The 19,514-nt window shown below is 52.8% G+C and carries 19 protein-coding genes; 15 read left to right on the top strand and 4 right to left on the bottom strand.

Features of this window, described 5'->3' with window-relative positions; genetic code table 11:
- Positions 1-9: 9 nt before the first annotated feature.
- The 15 genes from ctaD to TH3_RS17695 all read left to right on the top strand — a co-directional run bounded on the left by ctaD (position 10) and on the right by TH3_RS17695 (position 14,820).
- Positions 10-1,596 (top strand): cytochrome c oxidase subunit I, encoded by a 1,587-nt coding sequence (gene ctaD / locus TH3_RS17760; RefSeq protein ID WP_007092275.1) that lies wholly within the window; start codon positions 10-12, stop codon positions 1,594-1,596.
- Positions 1,597-1,683: 87 nt separating this feature from the next.
- Entirely contained in the window at positions 1,684-2,610 is a 927-nt protein-coding gene (gene cyoE / locus TH3_RS17755) for a heme o synthase (RefSeq protein WP_007092274.1), read from the top strand.
- Complete coding sequence (locus TH3_RS23095; RefSeq protein ID WP_156487974.1) at positions 2,607-2,744, top strand: hypothetical protein; 138 nt, start codon at positions 2,607-2,609, stop codon at positions 2,742-2,744. Before cyoE ends, TH3_RS23095 begins: the two co-directional genes overlap by 4 nt.
- A gap of 7 nt (positions 2,745-2,751) precedes the next feature.
- On the top strand, positions 2,752-3,342 hold the full coding sequence (locus TH3_RS17750; RefSeq protein ID WP_007092273.1) for a cytochrome c oxidase assembly protein: 591 nt from the start codon (positions 2,752-2,754) through the stop codon (positions 3,340-3,342).
- Positions 3,343-3,425: 83 nt separating this feature from the next.
- On the top strand, positions 3,426-4,226 hold the full coding sequence (locus tag TH3_RS17745; protein ID WP_007092272.1) for a cytochrome c oxidase subunit 3: 801 nt from the start codon (positions 3,426-3,428) through the stop codon (positions 4,224-4,226).
- A gap of 17 nt (positions 4,227-4,243) precedes the next feature.
- Positions 4,244-4,612 carry a DUF983 domain-containing protein gene (locus tag TH3_RS17740; RefSeq protein WP_007092271.1) on the top strand — a complete coding sequence of 123 codons (369 nt, stop codon included), beginning with the start codon at positions 4,244-4,246 and terminating at the stop codon, positions 4,610-4,612.
- Positions 4,613-4,621: 9 nt separating this feature from the next.
- A complete protein-coding gene (locus TH3_RS17735) occupies positions 4,622-5,344 on the top strand; it encodes an SURF1 family protein (protein ID WP_007092270.1) in 723 nt (240 codons plus the stop codon).
- A gap of 108 nt (positions 5,345-5,452) precedes the next feature.
- The gene (locus tag TH3_RS17730) at positions 5,453-6,940 is read left to right on the top strand and encodes a carboxypeptidase M32 (protein ID WP_007092269.1); all 1,488 of its coding nucleotides are present in this window, start codon (positions 5,453-5,455) and stop codon (positions 6,938-6,940) included.
- A 120-nt stretch (positions 6,941-7,060) separates the two neighbouring features.
- Positions 7,061-7,480, top strand: a complete 420-nt coding sequence (locus TH3_RS17725) for a cyclic nucleotide-binding domain-containing protein (protein ID WP_007092268.1) — start codon at positions 7,061-7,063, stop codon at positions 7,478-7,480.
- A gap of 171 nt (positions 7,481-7,651) precedes the next feature.
- Complete coding sequence (gene thrC, locus TH3_RS17720; RefSeq protein ID WP_007092267.1) at positions 7,652-9,049, top strand: threonine synthase; 1,398 nt, start codon at positions 7,652-7,654, stop codon at positions 9,047-9,049.
- Positions 9,050-9,096: 47 nt separating this feature from the next.
- Positions 9,097-10,356 carry a M16 family metallopeptidase gene (locus TH3_RS17715; protein WP_007092266.1) on the top strand — a complete coding sequence of 420 codons (1,260 nt, stop codon included), beginning with the start codon at positions 9,097-9,099 and terminating at the stop codon, positions 10,354-10,356.
- A gap of 120 nt (positions 10,357-10,476) precedes the next feature.
- Positions 10,477-11,409, top strand: a complete 933-nt coding sequence (locus TH3_RS17710; RefSeq protein WP_007092265.1) for an ROK family protein — start codon at positions 10,477-10,479, stop codon at positions 11,407-11,409.
- Positions 11,406-12,125 carry a copper homeostasis protein CutC gene (locus TH3_RS17705; protein WP_007092264.1) on the top strand — a complete coding sequence of 240 codons (720 nt, stop codon included), beginning with the start codon at positions 11,406-11,408 and terminating at the stop codon, positions 12,123-12,125. Before TH3_RS17710 ends, TH3_RS17705 begins: the two co-directional genes overlap by 4 nt.
- A 114-nt stretch (positions 12,126-12,239) precedes the next feature.
- Positions 12,240-12,962, top strand: a complete 723-nt coding sequence (locus TH3_RS17700; RefSeq protein WP_007092263.1) for a hypothetical protein — start codon at positions 12,240-12,242, stop codon at positions 12,960-12,962.
- Between the two features lie 316 nt (positions 12,963-13,278).
- Entirely contained in the window at positions 13,279-14,820 is a 1,542-nt protein-coding gene (locus TH3_RS17695; protein ID WP_007092262.1) for a site-specific integrase, read from the top strand.
- A gap of 18 nt (positions 14,821-14,838) precedes the next feature.
- On the opposite strand, the gene TH3_RS23600 is transcribed toward TH3_RS17695, so the two are convergent.
- The 4 genes from TH3_RS23600 to TH3_RS17680 are packed head-to-tail and all read right to left on the bottom strand — an operon-like array spanning position 14,839 to position 19,028.
- Positions 14,839-15,249, bottom strand: a complete 411-nt coding sequence (locus tag TH3_RS23600; protein ID WP_167710587.1) for a Mov34/MPN/PAD-1 family protein — start codon at positions 15,247-15,249, stop codon at positions 14,839-14,841.
- Between the two features lie 53 nt (positions 15,250-15,302).
- The gene (locus tag TH3_RS17690; protein WP_040060147.1) at positions 15,303-16,910 is read right to left on the bottom strand and encodes a ThiF family adenylyltransferase; all 1,608 of its coding nucleotides are present in this window, start codon (positions 16,908-16,910) and stop codon (positions 15,303-15,305) included.
- Complete coding sequence (locus TH3_RS17685) at positions 16,907-18,049, bottom strand: CBASS cGAMP synthase (protein ID WP_007090262.1); 1,143 nt, start codon at positions 18,047-18,049, stop codon at positions 16,907-16,909. Before TH3_RS17685 ends, TH3_RS17690 begins: the two co-directional genes overlap by 4 nt.
- Positions 18,050-18,053: 4 nt before the next feature.
- Positions 18,054-19,028: a CBASS cGAMP-activated phospholipase gene (locus TH3_RS17680; RefSeq protein WP_007090261.1), complete on the bottom strand. Its 975-nt coding sequence runs from the start codon at positions 19,026-19,028 to the stop codon at positions 18,054-18,056.
- Between the last annotated feature and the right edge of the window lie 486 nt (positions 19,029-19,514).

Here is a 19,514-nt window from a genome sequence, read left to right as displayed (position 1 = left end):
GAGAGATTTATGGCTCACGCTGACACACATTCGCATGATGATCACATGCCCGGTTTCTTTACCCGTTGGTTCCTTTCGACCAACCACAAGGATATCGGCACGCTCTATCTTGCATTCTCGCTGGTTGCCGGTCTGATCGGTGGTGCGTTTTCGGTCTGGTTCCGTATGGAACTGGCCCATCCGGGCACCCAGATCATCGAAGATCACCAGTTCTTTAATGTTCTGGTCACCGCACATGGCATGATCATGGTGTTCTTTGTTGTCATGCCCGCCATGATTGGCGGTTTTGGCAACTGGTTCGTGCCGATCATGATCGGTGCGCCCGACATGGCGTTCCCGCGACTGAACAATATTTCGTTCTGGCTGCTCGTGCCGGCCTTTGCACTTTTGATGCTGTCGGCGGTGGTCGGTAGCGGTGCCGGGACCGGCTGGACGGTTTATCCGCCGCTGTCGGCCTCGCTTGGCCATCCCGATGCATCGGTTGATCTGGCGATCTTTGCGTTGCACCTTGCCGGTGCAAGCTCGATCCTGGGGGCGGTGAACTTCATCACCACCATTTTCAACATGCGTGCGCCGGGCATGACGCTTCACAAGATGCCGCTGTTTGCGTGGGCGATGCTGGTAACGGCGTTCCTTCTGCTTCTGGCGGTGCCGGTGCTGGGTGGTGCGATCACCATGCTTCTGACCGACCGTAACTTTGGCACGGATTTCTTCAATCCGGCCGGTGGCGGTGACCCGATCCTGTATCAGCACCTGTTCTGGTTCTTTGGTCATCCCGAAGTTTACATCATGATCCTGCCGGGCTTTGGCATCATCAGCCACATCATTTCGACCTTCTCGCGCAAGCCGATTTTCGGCTATCTCGGGATGGCTTATGCCATGGTCGCAATCGGTGTTGTCGGTTTCATCGTGTGGGCACACCACATGTATACCGTCGGCCTTGATGTTGACACGCGTGCCTATTTCACCGCGGCAACGATGGTGATTGCGGTGCCGACCGGGGTTAAGATCTTTTCGTGGATTGCAACGATGTGGGGCGGCTCGATCGAGCTTCGCGCACCGATGCTGTGGGCGATCGGCTTTATCTTCCTGTTCACCGTTGGTGGTGTGACCGGCGTTATCCTGGCGAACTCCGGCATGGATCTGCCGCTGCACGATACCTATTTCGTGGTGGCGCATTTCCACTATGTGCTGTCGCTGGGTGCGGTGTTCTCGATCTTTGCGGGCTTCTATTACTGGTTCAGCAAAATGTCGGGTTACGAGATTTCCGATCTGGGCGCCAAGATTCATTTCTGGCTGTTCTTTATCGGTGTCAACCTGACCTTCTTCCCGCAGCACTTCCTGGGGCTGGCCGGCATGCCGCGCCGTTATGCCGATTACCCGGATGCGTTTGCGGGCTGGAACCTTGTTTCGTCCTATGGTGCGTATCTTTCATTCGCAGCGACGATCTTCTTTGTCGGGGTGGTGGCGCATGCCTTCATCCGTGGCAAAAAGGCCGAAGCCAACCCATATGGCGAAGGTGCGGATACACTGGAATGGACCGTCAGCTCGCCGCCGCCGTTCCATACCTTTGACGAACTGCCGCGCATCAAGTAATTGATCCGATCTTGCGTTCCCCGCCGGTGACCATGGGTTCCCGGCGGGGAACATACGACCGCCCCGAGAAAAGAAGACCAGAATTACATGACCAAGCAGGCCGCCCAGCAGACCCTTGCAATCGATAACATCGCCGCATTACCGGTGTCGGAAGTGCGCGACTATATTGCGTTGCTTAAACCCGGTGTGATGACCCTTGTGGTGTTTACCGGTGCCGTGGGTCTTTTGATTGCACCGGGAACAATGCATCCGTTCCTGGCACTGGTTGCGATTGCCTGCATTGCCGTTGCCAGCGGTGCGGCGGCATCGATCAACATGTGGTATGACCGCGACATTGATATCCACATGAAACGCACCCAGAACCGCCCGATCCCGGCGGGGCGTGTGCCCGCCGACGAGGCGCTTTCGCTGGGGATTGCGTTATCCATTCTTTCGGTGACCGTCATGGCGGTTGCGATCAATTTTGCGGCTGCGGCCCTTCTGGCGGTGTCGATTGCGTTTTACGTGTTCGTTTACACCATGTGGCTGAAACGCAGCACACCGCAGAATATCGTTATTGGCGGTGCAGCCGGGGCATTCCCCCCGATGATCGGCTGGGCGTCGGTGACCGGCGGGATCGATATCAATTCGATTGCGCTGTTTCTGATCATCTTCATGTGGACGCCGCCGCATTTCTGGGCGCTGGCCCTGTTCCGGTGTGGTGATTATGCCAAGGTCGGTGTGCCGATGATGCCGGTTGTGGCCGGGGAGGCCGCAACCAAAAAACAGATGCTGATCTATACGATCCTGTTGTTGCCGATCACGTTTGTACCGGTCGCGACCGGGTTGCTTGGCGTGTTTTACGGTGTGACGGCGGGACTGACCGGTTTGTGGTTCCTGCGTCATGCGGTTCGCGTGTTGCGCAATGCGGAAGAAAAAGCACCGCACAAGATGTTCGGATATTCGATCCTGTATCTGTTCGTTCTGTTCGGGGCGATGGTTGCCGATGTCTGGATCAGAGGATATCTGGCATGACCGAGCCCAAAATGACCAAAGCCGAACTCGACGCGTTTTACGCCAAACGGCGCAAAAAGAACTGGGCGTTTCTTGTCATTCTTGGCGGGTTGGCGGTTCTGTTTTTCGCCATCACCATTCTTAAGATGAGCTAGAGCATATATGGCTGATCAGAAGCATGCGGACAAAACAAAGGCGCGCAACAAGCGCGTATTGCTTGGTTGTGTTGCCGTTGTTGGCGGCATGATTGGCCTGTCTTATGCTTCGGTCCCGCTTTATGCGCTGTTCTGTCAGGTGACGGGATATGGTGGCACAACACAGGTTGGCACCGATGCGCCGCGCGATGTTTCGGAAAAAACCATCAAAATCCGGTTCAATGCCGATGTGAATTCCCGTCTGCCGTGGCAGTTCAAGCCCGAGCAGCGCGAAATGACCGTGAAACTGGGCGAAGACAACCTTGCCCATTACATGGCCGAAAACATGTCGGTCAAACCGGTTACCGGTCAGGCGGTTTACAATGTAACGCCGCTTAAGGCCGGACAGTATTTCAGCAAGATCGCCTGTTTCTGTTTTGACGAACAGACGCTTGAACCCGGCCAGCGTGTGGATATGCCGGTCAGTTTCTATGTCGATCCGGCGATTGCAGAAGACCCGAATACCCGAGACGTGAAGACCATTACCCTGTCCTATACCTTCTATAAGGCCGAGGCATCGGTTGAAGGGCCGGACGGGGACGAAGAAAATGGAGGCTAGGGCCTGATGATTGTGCAGGTATCCCGGTTTCCAATGAAGAGAGCTTTAAAGGTTTCATTTGTGAGGATTGAGGGGGGCGAGGAATGAGTGATCACGCTCAGAAACATCCGTTCCATCTGGTAGACCCGAGCCCGTGGCCGTTGGTGGCTGCGATGTCGGCAGGGCTGTTTACCGGTGGCATGGTCATGTTCATGCATTCGGATCGTGCGCCGACAGATTTCTGGCTGGCAGCACTTGGTTTGGCGGGCATTCTTTTTGTGATGTTCCGCTGGTGGAGCAACGTGATCAGCGAGTCCAGCATCTACCACAACAAGGTGGTGCAGATCGGCTTGCGGTATGGCATGTCGCTGTTTATCGCGTCCGAGGTGATGTTCTTTGTCGCCTTCTTCTGGGCATTCTTCCACAACGCGTTTGTGATTTTCAGCCCCGGCGTGACCGAATGGCCGCCCGCAGGCGTTGAAGTCCTTGATCCGTGGGATTTGCCGTTCCTCAACACGCTGATCCTGCTTCTGTCGGGCTGCACGCTGACCTGGGCGCATCATGGCTGCCTTGAAGGCAAGAAAAAGGATATGGTGCAGGGGCTGGCGATTACGGTTGCCCTTGGCGTTATCTTCCTGTGTCTTCAGGCTTATGAATACAGCCATGCCGCATTCGGTTTTGCCGATGGCATTTATTCGTCGACCTTCTATATGGCGACCGGTTTCCACGGTTTCCATGTGTTTGTTGGTACGGTGTTCCTGGCGGTGTGCCTTGGCCGCGCGATCAAGGACGGCTTCAAACCCGATCATCATTTCGGTCTGGAAGCCGCAGCCTGGTACTGGCATTTCGTTGACGTTGTCTGGCTGTTCCTGTTCTTTGCCGTTTACATCTGGGGCGGCGAATAAAGGATACCGGTCACCCAATGACCACGGATTATTATCCTGCACTTTCCCCCATACGCACCGGGCTGGCATGCAAATGCCCCCGCTGCGGTGGGGGAAAGCTGTTTTCGGGCTTTCTGACAGTCCGCGAAAGCTGTGATCAGTGCGGTCTTGACCTTCGTGGTCATGATGCCGGTGATGGCCCGGCGATTTTCATCATTTTCATCCTCGGCTTTGTCGTGGTGCCGCTGGCGCTTTGGGTCGAGATGACCTATATGCCGCCTTTGTGGTTGCATGCGGTGTTATGGTTTCCGACCATCACCGGGGTAACACTGGCCTTGCTGCGACCGTTAAAAGGCCTCATGGTGGCGCTGCAATATCGCCATCGGTCGACTTCCGAACAGGATTGAACCCAATAGATGCCCCTTCTGACGACACGCCCCAGCCCTGCGATCAAAATCTGTGCCGGTCTTGCCCTTGTGATCCTTCTGGGACTTGGGTCCTGGCAGGTGGATCGCCTGTTCTGGAAACAGAACCTGATCGCGGAACGTCAGGCGCATGCGTCCGAGCCGCCGATTGCCGTGCCAACCGATGTGGCACCGGACCCGGCGATGGCATTCCGGGCCGCCTATGCCGACGGCCATTTCCTGAACGATCAGGAAATGTATCTGATGGCGCGCACACGCCGGGGCAATATCGGGTTTCATCTGATCACGCCGCTGGAACAGGAAGATGGCCGGATCATTCTGGTCAATCGCGGCTGGGTGCCGCAGGATTATCGCGATCCTTCGACACGGCCCGACAGCCTGATTGAGGGCAATGTCCGGGTGACGGGTGTGTTGCGCCTGCCGCAGACCCGACACTGGGTTCAGCCGGAAAACGAGCCGCTGGAAAACCAGTGGTTCTTTGTCGATGTCGATGCGATGGCCGAGGATAGCGGGGCGGATCTTGCCAGCCGCTATTATCTTGAACTTGACGAAACGGAAATCCCCGGCGGGTTGCCGATTGGTGGTCAGGCCAAAATCGATCTTCCGAACAATCATCTTCAATATGCGATCACATGGTACAGCCTTGCGCTTTCGCTGATTGTGATCTTTATTCTGTATCACCGCCGCCCGCAGAAGGATGGCACAGACAGCTGATCTGGCTGCCTGTGGTCCAGCCCTTTGATTGCCGGATGCCGCCATTGTGCGGCATGTTGGCCGTGCTTTTTTTGCCCCGTTTTCCGGTTCCGCCGAACAGGAGTTTCCATGACTGACGCCTATAAATCGCTTGAAGCCCGTTTTCGCCGCATCAATGTTCTGTCCGATATAGGCGGCATGCTGCATTGGGATATGGCGGCAATGATGCCCAATGGCGGGGCCAATGCCCGGTCCGAGCAACTGGCGACCCTTGATGTCATGGCCAATGAACTGATCACCGCACCCGATATGGGGGATCTGATCGAAGCGGCCGGGGGTGAAAACCTTGATGCGTGGCAGAAAGCCAATCTGGCGGAAATGAAACGCAATTGGGTGCATGGCACGGCGGTGCCGTCTGATCTGGTGGAGAAAATGTCGCTGGCGGCGACCAGTTGCGAGGTCGCATGGCGCGGGGCGCGGGCCGATAATGATTTTGCCGGACTGCTGCCGAAACTTCAGACGGTTCTTGACCTGTCGATAGAGGCGGGCAAGGCCAAGGCCGAGGCGCTTGGCACGTCGGTTTATGACGCGCTTCTGGATCAGTATGATCCGATGATGCGGTCTGATCGGATCGATAGCCTGTTTGCCGAACTGGAATCGTTCCTGCCGTCTTTCACCGCCGAGGTGATTGAACGCCAGAAGTCCGAAGCGGCCCCGATCAGCCCGACCGGGCCGTTCCCGGTTTCGGTTCAGAACAAGGTCGGCCTTGATCTGATGCAGGCGGTCGGTTTTGATTTCGAGCATGGCCGTCTGGATATTTCGCATCATCCGTTCTGTGGCGGCATTCCCGATGATGTGCGCATTACGACGCGCTATGACGAGAATGATTTCACATCGGCGATCATGGGGGTTCTGCATGAAACCGGCCATGCGATGTATGAACGCGGATTGCCCGGCGCGTGGCGCAATCAGCCGGTGGGCAAGGCGCGCGGCATGACCCTGCATGAAAGCCAGTCGCTTCTGGTGGAAATGCAGGCCAGCCGGTCGGAAGAATTCCTGACCTATGCCGGGCCGGTCTTCAAGACGGCGTTTGGTGGCGATGACGCGGCATGGAATGCAGGCAACCTGCATCGGCTTTATACACGGGTCGAGCCGGGCCTGATCCGCGTGGATGCCGACGAGGTGACATATCCGGCGCATGTGATCCTGCGCTATCGGCTGGAGCGTGCCCTGATCGAAGGCGACATGAAGCTTGCCGATCTGCCGGGGGCGTGGAACGAAATGATGGGCAAATTGCTGGGCATTACGCCGCCCGATGACAGGGATGGCTGCCTGCAGGATATCCATTGGCCGTCGGGGGCGTGGGGATATTTCCCGACCTATACGCTGGGCGCGATGGCAGCGGCCCAGATTTTTGCCGCCGCCAAAGATGCTAAGCCGGAAATTCCGGGCGCGTTGGCACGGGGCGATTTCAGCCCGTTGATGGGGTGGCTTGGCGAAAATATCCATGGCAAGGCATCGAGCAAATCAACCGACGAGATTCTGATTGAGGCAACCGGTCAACCGCTTGGCGTGGCGGCCTTCAAGGCGCATATGGAAAACAGATATGGCGGGTGAAACTGATTGATTGGCGATAGGTATCTGCTAGCATCACTCGTCCTTCCGGCACAGGTGACGGCAGGCAAATAGCCCCACATCACGATATTCTGATTTAACGCCCATTTTCCCGGATGTGTCATGGGAATAACCGATGGCAACAAGAATGTGATGGATCGGCATGTTTATGCCGCCGATCAGGTGATCTTCCGGGAAGGAAAACCCGGCAGTACGGCCTTTGTCGTGCAGGAAGGCCGGGTTGAAATCTTCAAGACCATGAATGGCAACGAAGAAGTCATCCTTGGCACCATCGAAGCCGGGGGGCTTTTCGGTGAACTGGCATTGGTGGACAACCAGCCGCGGATGGCATCGGCGCGGGCGCGTGAACGCACGGTCCTGATTGCGATCAATCGCCAGACGTTTGAGCAGAAAATGGCGGCGTCGGATCGCTTCATCAAGGCGATCCTGCGGATTCTGCTGAATAACTACCGCACGGTGGTGCGTCGTGCCGCGGTGGCGGAAGCCAAGCTCAAGGAACATGGGATCGAGCTTGATAAATAGGCAGCGATCACGCGGCGTTACGCGATATTGCGCAAAGCACGCCTGATCTGCCGGATTGACCCTTGACTATGGCGGCTGTTCCCCTCACTAACTTTCGGTTTGGAGTGTCTTTGCCCGTTTGGGGCAGGGGTGCCTGAATGTTGTGAAAGCCCAGTTCAGGAGCATAGGTCGTTGCGTTATGTCAGCACGCGGGGAACCGCGCCGGTTTTGCAGTTTGATGATGTCCTTTTGGCCGGTCTGGCCCGTGATGGTGGATTGTATGTGCCGGAAAGCTGGCCGACTTTTACTGCCGATGACATTCGTGCGCTGCGGACCCTGACTTATGCCGAGGTTGCCTATAAGGTGATACAGCCCTTTACGACCGGATCGGTTGATGATGCGGCGCTTAAAACCATCCTTGAAGAAACCTATGCCGGGTTTGATCACGAAGCGGTTGCACCGCTTAAACAGCTTGGTGCCAATGACTGGGTGATGGAGCTTTTCCATGGGCCGACACTGGCGTTCAAGGATTATGCGTTGCAGGTGGTCGGGCGACTGTTTGACCATGTTCTGGCCAAGCGCGGCGAACGGATCACGATTGTCGGGGCGACGTCGGGTGATACCGGGTCGGCCGCGATTGAAGCGTGCCGGGACCGGGAAAATATCGATATTTTCATCCTGCATCCGAAAGGCCGCGTTTCCGAAGTGCAGCGTCGCCAGATGACGACCATCCTGTCGGACAATGTGCATAACATCGCGGTCGAGGGATCGTTTGATGATTGTCAGGACCTTGTGAAGGCATTGTTCAATGATCATGCGTTTCGTGACGAGGTCGGTCTTTCGGCGGTCAATTCGATCAACTGGGCGCGGATCATGTGCCAGATCGCCTATTATTTCTGGGCGGGGGCGCAGCTTGGATCGCCGGAACGCGAAATATCGTTTTCGGTCCCGTCGGGCAATTTCGGCAATGTCTATGCCGGATATGCCGCGATGCAGATGGGGCTTCCGATCAGGCAGTTTGTGGTCGGGGCCAACCGCAATGACATTCTGGCACGCTTTTTCGAAAGTGGTGTGATGAAGATGGAAGGTGTCGAGCCGTCCATCAGCCCGTCGATGGATATTCAGGTCAGTTCGAATTTTGAACGTCTGATGTTTGATCTTTATGATCGTGATGGTCTGGCGATTGCCGGGATGCTGACGAAGTTCCGCGAAACCGGGATCATGGAAATGTCCCAGGGGCAGTTTGCCCGGGCGCGGGAACATTTTGACGGCTATCGGCTAAGCGATGATGAAACCCGGGCGGCGATCCGGGATGTGCTTTCGACCAGTGGCGAGCTTGTTGATCCGCATTCGGTGATCGGTATTGTCGCCGGGCGCAAATGCAATCGCGACAAATCGGTGCCGATGGTGGCGTTGGCGACAGCACACCCGGCGAAGTTCCCGGATGCGGTCAAGCAGGCATCGGGGATTTATCCGGACTTGCCCGAACGGCTGTCTGACCTATATGACCGGCCTGAGAAGGTTGAGCCCATGTCCAATGATGTTGGTGCATTGATGGCGCATGTTCGCGGCAAGCGACGTGCGGCCTGAAATACAGTAATACGAGGGCATGAAATGAAACACAGGAGTAAAGCTATATGACAGTCGAGCTCACCCGGCTTGACAACGGGATGATCGTTGCGACCGACCGCCTTGAACATGTGCAATCCGTAGCACTTGGTGCGTGGGTTGATGTGGGTGCGCGCAACGAAACGCCCGATATCAACGGCATTTCCCATATGCTTGAACATATGGCGTTCAAGGGCACGCGGCGTCGCACAGCCCTTCAGATTTCCGAGGAAATCGAAAATGTTGGCGGGCAGATGAATGCCTATACCTCGCGCGAGAATACGGCCTATTACTGCAAGGTCCTGCATGAAGATCAGGAACTGGCGATTGATGTGATTGCCGATATTTTGCAAAATTCGACGCTGGATGCGAAGGAACTTGAACGCGAACGTCAGGTGATTTTGCAGGAAATCGGGCAGGCCAATGATACGCCCGATGACATTGTTTTCGATTATTTCCAGGAAACGGCCCTGCCGGATCAGGCGTTGGGGCGGTCCATTCTGGGCAGCCCGGAAAATGTATCGTCGTTAACCCGTGATGATCTGTTTGATTTCATGTCACGCCGCTATAGCCCGCAACGCATGGTGTTTTCGGCATCGGGCAAGGTTGATCATCAGCAGATTGTCGATCTGGTATCGGAAAAGTTCGATAACCTTCCGGCGCATGAAGATCATGAGATGGAAGCCCTTCGCTATGAAGGTGGCAACCGGATCGAGCAGCGCGACCTTGAACAGGTGCATGTGATTTTCGGCCTGCCGACGGTTTCGTACACCGATGACAGTTTCTATGATTTGCAGGTGTTCAACACGCTTCTGGGTGGCGGCATGTCTTCGCGGCTGTTCCAGGAAATCCGTGAAAAGCGCGGGCTTGTCTATTCGGTCTATAGCTTCTCGTCACATTATGTCGATGGCGGGCTGTTTTCGATTTATGCCGGAACCGGGCCGAATGACATTGGCGAATTGATGCCGGTGATGTGTGACGAACTGGTGCGCGCCACGGTCGATTTGACCGAGGAAGAAGTGAACCGGGCGCGCGCACAGCTTAAGGCGTCGGTCGTGATGGGCATGGAAAGCAATTCCGGCCGTTGCGAAACGCTTGCGCGCCAGATCCAGATTTTCGGTGGTCCGCAGACCATGGAAGAAATCATTGCCAAGGTCGAGGCGGTTGACCTCGAACGGGTGCGTGCGGCGGGCAAGTCGCTTCTGGGCGGGACACCGACGGTGACAGCCCTTGGCCCGGTCAAGGGCATGCCGGGTTATGATGATCTGGCGGCACGGCTGCGCGCCTGATCAATCTGATTGTCGATATGGAACGGCGTTCGCACATGTGGCGGACGCCGTTTGTTTTTGCGGGCGGCGGTCCTGTGGTATATCCGATAGGAAAGATCACGGGGTTTTGGGCAGACGGGCATGCAGTACGCATTTGATATTGGCGGATCGAAAATCGAGTTTGGGGTGTTTGATGGCGGGGGCGATATCCGGTCCCAGATCAAGGTGCCGACACCCACGCAAGATCGCGATGCCTTTGTTGCGGCGATTGCCGGGCTGATTGCCGATGCGGACCGCGAATTTGGCGAGAATGCCGATATCGGCATCAGCTTTGCCGGGGGGCTTGATCCCAAGACCGGGGCGGTGATTTCGGCCAATATTCCGGCGATCAAGGGATGGCCGTTTGGCCCGGAACTTTCCAGAATTCTGAACCGCGATGTGCGGGTTGCCAATGATGCCGATTGCTTTGCACTCGCCGAGGCACGCAGCGGGGCGGCCAAGGGCGCGCGGACGGTTTTTGCCATCATCCTTGGCACCGGGGTCGGCGGCGGCATTGTGGTGGATGGGCAGTTCATTGGCGGGCGCAGCGGCATTCGCGGCGAATGGGGCCATGGCAATGATGTGTCGGGTGCGCTGATCCGTCATGGGCTTGCGCCGGTGGTGTGCGGCTGTGGCCGGACCGGGTGCCTTGATGCCTGGGGCGGGGCGCGGGGGCTTGAACGGATTTACGCGCAGATTGCCGGACTTTCCCCCGGACAGGAACGGCCGAGTTACGAGATCACCGACGGCTGGCAGGCTGGGGATGCACTGGCGACCCGCGCGGTGGACATCTTTGTTGATCTGATCGCGGGGGAGCTTGCATTGATGGTCAATGTGCTTGACCCCGATTGCGTGCCGGTCGGCGGCGGGCTGGCATCCGAAAGCCGCCTGATTGCGATGATCGATGACGCGGTCCGCAAACGGGTTCTGGGCCGCTATGACGCGCCTTTGGTGGTGCCGGGGCAGCATAGCCGCGATGGCGGGCTTCGCGGGGCGGCGATGCTGCATCTTCTGGATGGCGGGGCGGGTGTATGACAACCGGGATCAAACCGCTTCTGGAAATCTGTGTTGAAAGTTTTGACGATGCGATGGTGGCCGCGCGCGCCGGGGCGGACCGCATTGAATATTGTGCGGCCCTTGCAGTGGGCGGGGTGACGCCAAGTGCCGGGGCGATGGCCCGTTTGCGCGATATCCCGGTGCCCTGCCGGGTGATGATCCGGCCAAGGCCCGGCGATTTCACCTATGGCGCGTCTGACGTGGCGATGATGAAACATGACATCGCCCTTGCCCGCGACCACGGGGCAGAGGGGATCGTGTTGGGCGCGGCGACGCCGGACGGGCGGCTTGATCGCGACATGCTGGCCGATCTTCTGTCCGTGGCGGGCGGGCTTGGCGCGACATTGCATCGGGTGTTTGACGCAGTGCCCGATCCGTTTGACGCGCTTGAAGGTGCCATCGACCTTGGCTTTGACCGCATCCTGACATCGGGCCAGCAGCCGACCGCCGAACAGGGGGCGGACATGATTGCGCGCCTGATCACACAGGCCGACCGGCGGATCACGATCCTGCCCGGATCGGGCATCACGCCGGAAAATGCGGCAAAATTGCTGCGCACAACCGGGGCAACGGAACTGCATGCATCGTGCAAGAAAGCGAACCCGGCGGGGGACGGTTATGCTGCCGGACGGGTCGCCACCGATGGCGAAATCGTCCGGGAGCTTAAGGCGGTGATGGCGGGGTTTGCGATATAAATGAAAATGGCGCTGCCCTATTCAGGCTGCACCGCTTTTATTCGAAGCTTTTGATGCCATGAGATTTATTCTTCTGTAAGTTATATATTAATGTTCTCTTATTAGGTGAGCGCGATGAGAAAGTGGGAACATCCTGGCCTTTTATTGCTTTTGGGAAGCGTTTTGGGAGGGCTTGTTACCGCCATTTATTTGACGGATTTATTCGGTTTTCATCTTGTAAGTGTATTGCTGCCGGAGAGTATTGACAGTGGCTGGGGCAGTTTGGTAGGCGCTTTTATTAGCGGGGTATTTGCGTTTGCGGTGTTTTGGGTGCAGAGGATATGCGACCAGAAAGATGCAAGAAAGAAGCAAATTAAGAATGTTCTATGGTGTTTGGATGTGCTGAACACAAAGGTTGTGCTTGTACTTGATGCTTTTAGTCCGGCGCGCACTCGCAACGCTTTGCAGGTATGGGAGCTACACGAGGGTTACGAATATATCGCTCGTAACTACGAAGAAGCCGATTTAGCTTCCAGAGCTTCTAGGGTAATCTCTGAACGTGTTTTGGAGAACATCCGCGATGCATCCATTTCTCTATCTGCAAGTGAAGTCATTTGGGCAGAAAGTGACGCTGCAAATCGATTGCTATGGTTGCGTGAGACGATTCAAGTTTTTGCAAAGGCGTTTGAAAAATTTTTCCAAAATATAGAAGAAAGCTGCACAGGTGATTATGGTGTAGAAGATTTTGTTGATAGAGTATCCACTAATATTGGATATGTGCTTAGGCAGCGTGATCGTCTGATTCTTTTTCAGAAAATGATTGATGATATCAGGTCTGAGTTTGATGATTTAATTTAGAACTTATCATTTATAATATGTTATATTTGAATATATTGATTTTTAAATTTTTATTAAAAATCATCGTTGATTTGATTCACATATAAATTGATATGTATTTATTTTTAATTGGTGTTTTGTGACGTTGTTATTTACGTCATCCCTATACAAAAGAAAACCGCTTTGAGGGAAAACCTCAAAGCGGTTTGTCTTGGCTGGGGCGGTAGGAGCCTAAATCGAGTAGGCCTCAATCCATTGAGTGTATTGATTTTGTTGACTTTAAGAGGCCCCGTGTACTAGGAGCGTGTACTACCAACGTGTACTACCGGGACCGAAAATGGCCGATACGACCTACCTTAAGAAACGTCGTCAGACGTGGTACTTCGCAATGAAAATCCCGGCGGATGTGCGTCATGCCTTCGATGGAAAGTCAGAGGTTGTTAGGTCGCTTGGGACGCGTGATTTGACTAAGGCGCAAAGTGCCCGATGGCCGCTGGTAGCAGAGTACAAAGCCCGGATTGATGTGGTTCGAGGGCATCGTGAGTTAACACCTGCCGAAATCGAAGATCGGGCGAGCCATGAATTCGACCGTGCTTTGCAAGAAATGCAAGATTATCAACAGGATGAAGATGCTTGTGGCATCCTGATCGGCCATGAAGGCGACAAGATTGAGACGGGTCGGCTCAGTGATTTAGAATACGCCCTTTCATTTGCCCGTATCAAAGCAGCAAATGGCCGGATAGCGGCATTAAACGGTAAAGTCTTTGAGAGACCTGTGACGTTTGGTCGTTCTGCAATCGATCCGCTGACGCTAAGACCAGTAACAGTGGTCAAGAAAAGCAAAGGGGCATCCTTCAAGGACGTAGCAACTCGTTACCTTGAGGAGGTGCAGCGAGACCGTTCTGCGAGCATCACTGCGCAAACCAAGGGGCAATATGAAGCCGTTTACCGTCTGTTCGACCAATGGGGGGACAGCCCAACGTTTGAAGATATTGATCGTGCGAAGGCGTCGAAGTTCCTAACCTTGATTAGCGGGCTTGATCCGAACTGGGGACGTAGCTCGAAGACAAAGGGAAGAACCTTCAGCGAAATCATGGAGTTTTACGGGGATCATGATGTTGGCTTGAGTAATCGGGCTATTAACAGGTATTCGATGGCTTTGGGGCTTGTTTGGAAGTGGGCCAAGCGCGTTGGTGAGTTCAGCGGTGATAATCCTTGGGAAGGTCAGCAGCGGCGTGAAGGTGATAGGCGCAAGGTTGGGAAGCTGCCCTTTACAGTGGACGAACTGAAAATCCTGCTCAAAGAAAAACCTGAAGTTAATCCCGAGAAGCCGAGTTACGAGACGACTTTAAGTTGGGTCTGTTGGATTGCTGCCTATAGCGGAATGCGCCTGAATGAAATCTGTAGTCGCACTATTGCCGACATCAAGCAAAAAGACGGTATCTGGTGTTTTGACATCACGAACGCCAAGACAGAAGCAGGTGATCGTCTGGTGCCGATCCATAGCCGTTTGATCGAGTTGGGCTTTATCGACTATTTGAAGCGTCAGAAGGGTGATTGGCTGTTTCCGGTTCTGAAGCCCGGTGGGCCAGACCAGAAGCGTTCTTGGTATCTTTCAAAGACATTCACGACCTATCGCCGCAAGCTTGGCGTGACGCATCTTAACCCGGATAACAAACGTGATCGGGTAGATTTCCATTCATTCCGACGAAGTGTCATTCAGGTCTTGGAACGCGCAAGGCTTCCACAGACAGAAGTGGCGCAGGTTGTGGGACATGAGAAGGCAGGGATTACCTTCGGCACGTATAATCCAGACGGATTGGAAGTAGAGACACTCAAGGATGTTGTTGAGGCAATACGATATGAAATCACTCTATAACTGGTGAAACCGTAGAAATTATTGAGATGGGATAAGGCGAATTCGCTGGGTGTTTTCAAAAACCAGTTCAACTATTAGAGAGTTAATTCCTACTATCACCGCTACCATTGGTTCTTTGTCTACTCGATTTTTCGCGAGTTTTATCCACTCACTTATATCTATACACGAAGGAGTTGGATCGTTCTCTGGATGTGTGTGCCACTCACCCAAATAACGGACTTGCCCTTCTGTCTCATTCCATAATTTAGATGTAACGTATGAGTGGTAGAACTTGTCTCGCTCAAAAGAGTATCTGGTTCGTCGATCTGTTTTTGTGGGACTAGTTAAGTGAGTTAGATGAAAATGAGGGCCTTTTCGTAATCCTAGAAGAAGTCCACCTGCTTCTGTGTCGCTTTCTTTAACTTGCCTAAAACCAAGAAGATTGCTCATTACGTCGTCTTCAATTCGAAGCAATTGTAAGTGGTTGGGGGTTATCCAGTCGTTTAAGAATGACATGCGGGGCATTCTTCTCGCTGAGGTATGTCGGTATCAGGCGTTGCCAAATTGAAAGCGGGGTCAGTAATTCTTGTGCGGAGTTGGGGAGACGTAATGCCATTAGCCCAATCAATAGCTGCGTCAAGTGCTAAGCTTGCTGCTTGAACAGATACCGAAAGAGAAAACGGTACATAGAGACTGCTACAATCGCCACCTTCAAAGTTTGGTTCCCATTTCTCGACGGTTGATTTGAACCGGTCTTCTCTGTTGAAATCGCAGAGGCACTTGAAGCAGGCTTGTTCAACGTTGGCCCTGAGTAGTGATCTAACTGCGATGCCATTTCCCTCAATCCAAGTAGTAAGCAGAGGGGTTTTGCCTGCTAAGTTCTCAGTGAGCCATTGCCCGAGAGGTTCTTCGCCTGTTGCATCAATTATCAAGTCTGCTCGGTTTAATGCTGCTTCTCTAGCGTCGTAGGGTACGTCAATGATGTTGGAGGTTGGCGATGTCCGCATCAATTCTGAGCGCAATGCTTTTGCTTTTAGACGAAACAAGCTATCGATACCCAATCGATGTCGACCAATATTCTCTGGTCCAATGTACTGGTCGTCAACAATCCTCAGTTCACCCCCGAGCATTCCTGCGCCAGATTTCACCAGAAAATCGGCCAGATATCCACCAATGGTCCCGGCACCGATCAAGGTTATTTTCTTTCCGTGAAGCGTGTTTTTATGTGGTGTATTTCGAGTCAAAATGAACTCATCATCAATTCTTAGGAACAAGTAACGGTCTATGATTTGACTTCTCGTCAGTGATTTTGATTGCCGCTTATTTTTGTTTTTTCCTTTCTGTAATCTTATTAGGAAACCGATGTGGCAATTTATAGATCTTATAGAAACTAATATCGCATCGTTCTCGTAAGAATTGTAAACCCTAATTTTGCGGAGTATTTTTTTCTTTAAGCTAATGTCTATGTGTTCAATCCAGTCCAATATTTCTCCCACGTTTGAGGGAGGCCATATTTGGTTGGAGGGCCGTAAATATTCTTCTGTGCTAAATTCAATCAACTCACAGGCAAGTTCTTCCAAGAATACAACATTTTGTACCTTGCATTCCGTTCTTCTTGGGTTGTCAGATATGAATAGAAATTGGCGATCACCGCTATAAACTTTACGAGTGAATTGAGAGTGAGTATCCGTGTCGGAGTATGCTGAACGCGCTCGCCAATAAGTGAAAAACTCCTCTCGTAGGTTGTCGTTCATTTTTCCAGAGAGCACTTTTGTTAAGACATCTTCGCATTTCTTTATGCAACTTGTTATGCTTCGTGCAGGGTTGAAAATGTCGAGAATGGCTGTGCCAGGCGATACATAACAAATTGAACCATCTTCTCCAATGTGAGGTGCAATTGGGCGAAGACGGTCAGGTATCTCGAGTAGCCTTATCCTTGGGAGGCTGAACAAATGTCGATCAACCGTCATCTCAACGGCGAAGTGTTCACTGGATGACAAAAGGTTGCCAGTGAAGACGAGGTCTCTGTGCAGATTTCTTCCTAAGTATCTATACCCTTGGCGGGCTAATTGCTCCGTGACCTCAGGTAAACCTTCGCTAACTCTGCTCATCCTGCCTTTGTTCTTGTAATAGGTTCGTCCGGGCCAGAAATGACAGGGGTTGCCGCGAGAACGTCTTTAGCTGCAGATTGAGTAGCTTCATTAGGAAGGTTTGGTAGGCGAGCGCCAAAGATGCCGATTAGTATTTCGCAGGCAGCATGAGGTGCTGAATCGTAAATAGCTGTGTTTAGATCGCTAGAAACTTTCTCAAACAGAGAAACTACAGTATTCAATTCTTCTTGGCTCAAGCGGTCAGTCAAACTCTCGTTTGTTTGGCCTTTTGCTGGGTTGTTCACTCCATTGCGAAGGTGTTCAGGTAACTGTTGCAGTACATTGAGTAATGCAAGGTCATCTCGTTTGTCATGGCGTTTAAATAGTGGAGCGGATGCCGCCATCAATAAAATTGAAGAAGGCCCGCCCGATTTCCAGTGCATATCACGTATCGACTTTAGATAGCGGACTACCCTTCTTAGCTGTTCGCCTTTGGCATCAACTTCGTCAAGAAACCACTGCTTGATTGGTCGCGGGTCAGAGGTTATCCAGCCTTCTTTCCTGTGGGCGAGTAGCACCTCATCCGAGGGTAATTGCGTCCAGCTCTCCTGATCCCTTTTGCTTAGGGCATCAGCAAAATTCCCGTACCCGCGATCAATAGCTTCAGTAGCCATTTGGGTGAACGCACCATCCGGGATAGCGTATAGCGGAATGTCAAGGTGAGCCCGCTCTGTCAATATAAGGCGTACGCAGGTATCCTTGCCTGAATCTAGCGTCCAGCCTTCTTTCTTCGCGAGCTTCTCCAAAATACCTTCAATTGCAGCAAACAGAGTTGTACTAGCGATGCTGGGTTTTTTCTCTTCTTGCATGATGCTCAAAGGAAAATAGACCCCGTCATCAATGTCGCATTGTTGAGGAGGTGTGTGACAAGGGCTGTTTAGGGTTTTGTAAGCCCATGAGCCTTGTGTGAAGAACTTTGGGGAGACGGTTTGCTCAACAGAGAAAGTCTCTTTGAGTGTAGCAGTAAGCTCGTCGCGGATGCATGCCCTCACCTTGTTCTTACATTTCGAGATGAAGTCCTTTTCATTTGCTTCCAAGTCGAGTTGTTTAAGTAGGTTGTCGTTGGCAGTGCTATAAAGCAGTGAGCTAAGGTTCAACATCTTCCTATCCGTTCTTTTGAGGGCCATGGAAAAATATGGGCTGAGCTGCAGTGTGGTGCATAAATTCTTTGAATCTGTGATCACCAAGGGCTGCCTGCGCGGCATGATCGCCTCTCGAGATTAGTGTGCTCTTCGCGCTTTCGCTCGCGTTGTCGAGTTTATCGATATCTTTGCTTTGGTCGGGAGTGATCGCATCATCAATCTGGAAGTAATTGTCACCGAGAGTATGTGACAACATGTAATGGGTTAGAGACTCTTGGGCAGAAATTGTCAGGTCAAATATTTTGGCCCTCCATCGGAAGAAGCCTCGGTCTAGGTTCTTCCCGCTAAAGGTTGCTCCTTTAGTCATCGTCCCGATTGAAAGAACGCGAATGACGTCCTTATCAGTTGCACCTAAAAAATGTTTGAGCTCATGTACACCCAGCAGTCCGGGAGCATTTGCGGCCAATCCACCGTCCGCAAACACTCCGCGTTCATTTCTGAACAGAGGAAAATATACAGGTGCTGCCGAGGTGGCGAGGGCGGCATCAATGATCGGTAATTCCCAATCACGACTGAAGTCTTGATGGTGGGGAGTCTTGAAGGTTTTGAATAAGCCGGTCGAGTAGTTAATCGTGGAAATGAGGACCGGGTGTTTGAGGTCGCCTATTTGAGTGTTTTTAAAAATCTTCTCTAGAGAGCTTTTTAATCCGCTTTGCGAGTGTTTTGCGCACCACCAAAAACCAAAGATTTTTCTTGGCAGGCTACGATTTTGGAAAATTGAAGTTCCATTGTCTACGAACAACTTCTTCAATTCAGATGCAGAGTGCTCGTTTGCGAGGCCTAAAGCCAATAAGCCACCTGCTGACGTGCCGCAGATTAGATCAAACTTTCTCGCGAGTGGTTCACCAGCAGACTTTTCTAATATCTCAAGTGCCGTTGCTGTATAAAGTCCTCTGAAGCCTCCGCCGGAGAGCGCCAGTACGTGGTATGTCGCCATCTGGTTACCTCGTGTAAAAGTAACAATTGCGAGTATCCTATCGTATAGATGGCTGGTCTGTGAACTTGTTTATTTTGAGTTTCTTATATTTGTGGTGCGTACTTCTCAAAGTTGAATTATGGGTTGGTGTCGTGTGTTGATTTATGGTGTCAGAGTGATTGGACTTTCGGCTCATTAGAGGCGTTCCAGTAGGCTTTCTAACTGTAGGGCCTATTATTCGACCTCTCGCGGTTTCAAGCGGAGCATGATGCTTTTTACAAGACCACCGGGGCTCAAAATTTGTTGCGTAAGGAGGATGATCTCCTGAAAGCGGAAATTTTCCTAGCATGTGATCCACAAGTGTAAAAGATCAAACGATTGTTGGGCTTGAGACGGCTCGGGGGTGCTCTCCACATGTGTATTAGTCAATTGATATTGTTGATTTTTTTTATGTTGACGATATGACTCGTGGTGACCCATGGTTGGCGTGTTTTCAACCATATGCAC

It is taken from the genome of Thalassospira xiamenensis M-5 = DSM 17429 (assembly GCF_000300235.2).
Lineage (GTDB): Bacteria > Pseudomonadota > Alphaproteobacteria > Rhodospirillales > Thalassospiraceae > Thalassospira > Thalassospira xiamenensis.
This window is presented reverse-complemented; position numbering and strand designations above follow the sequence as displayed.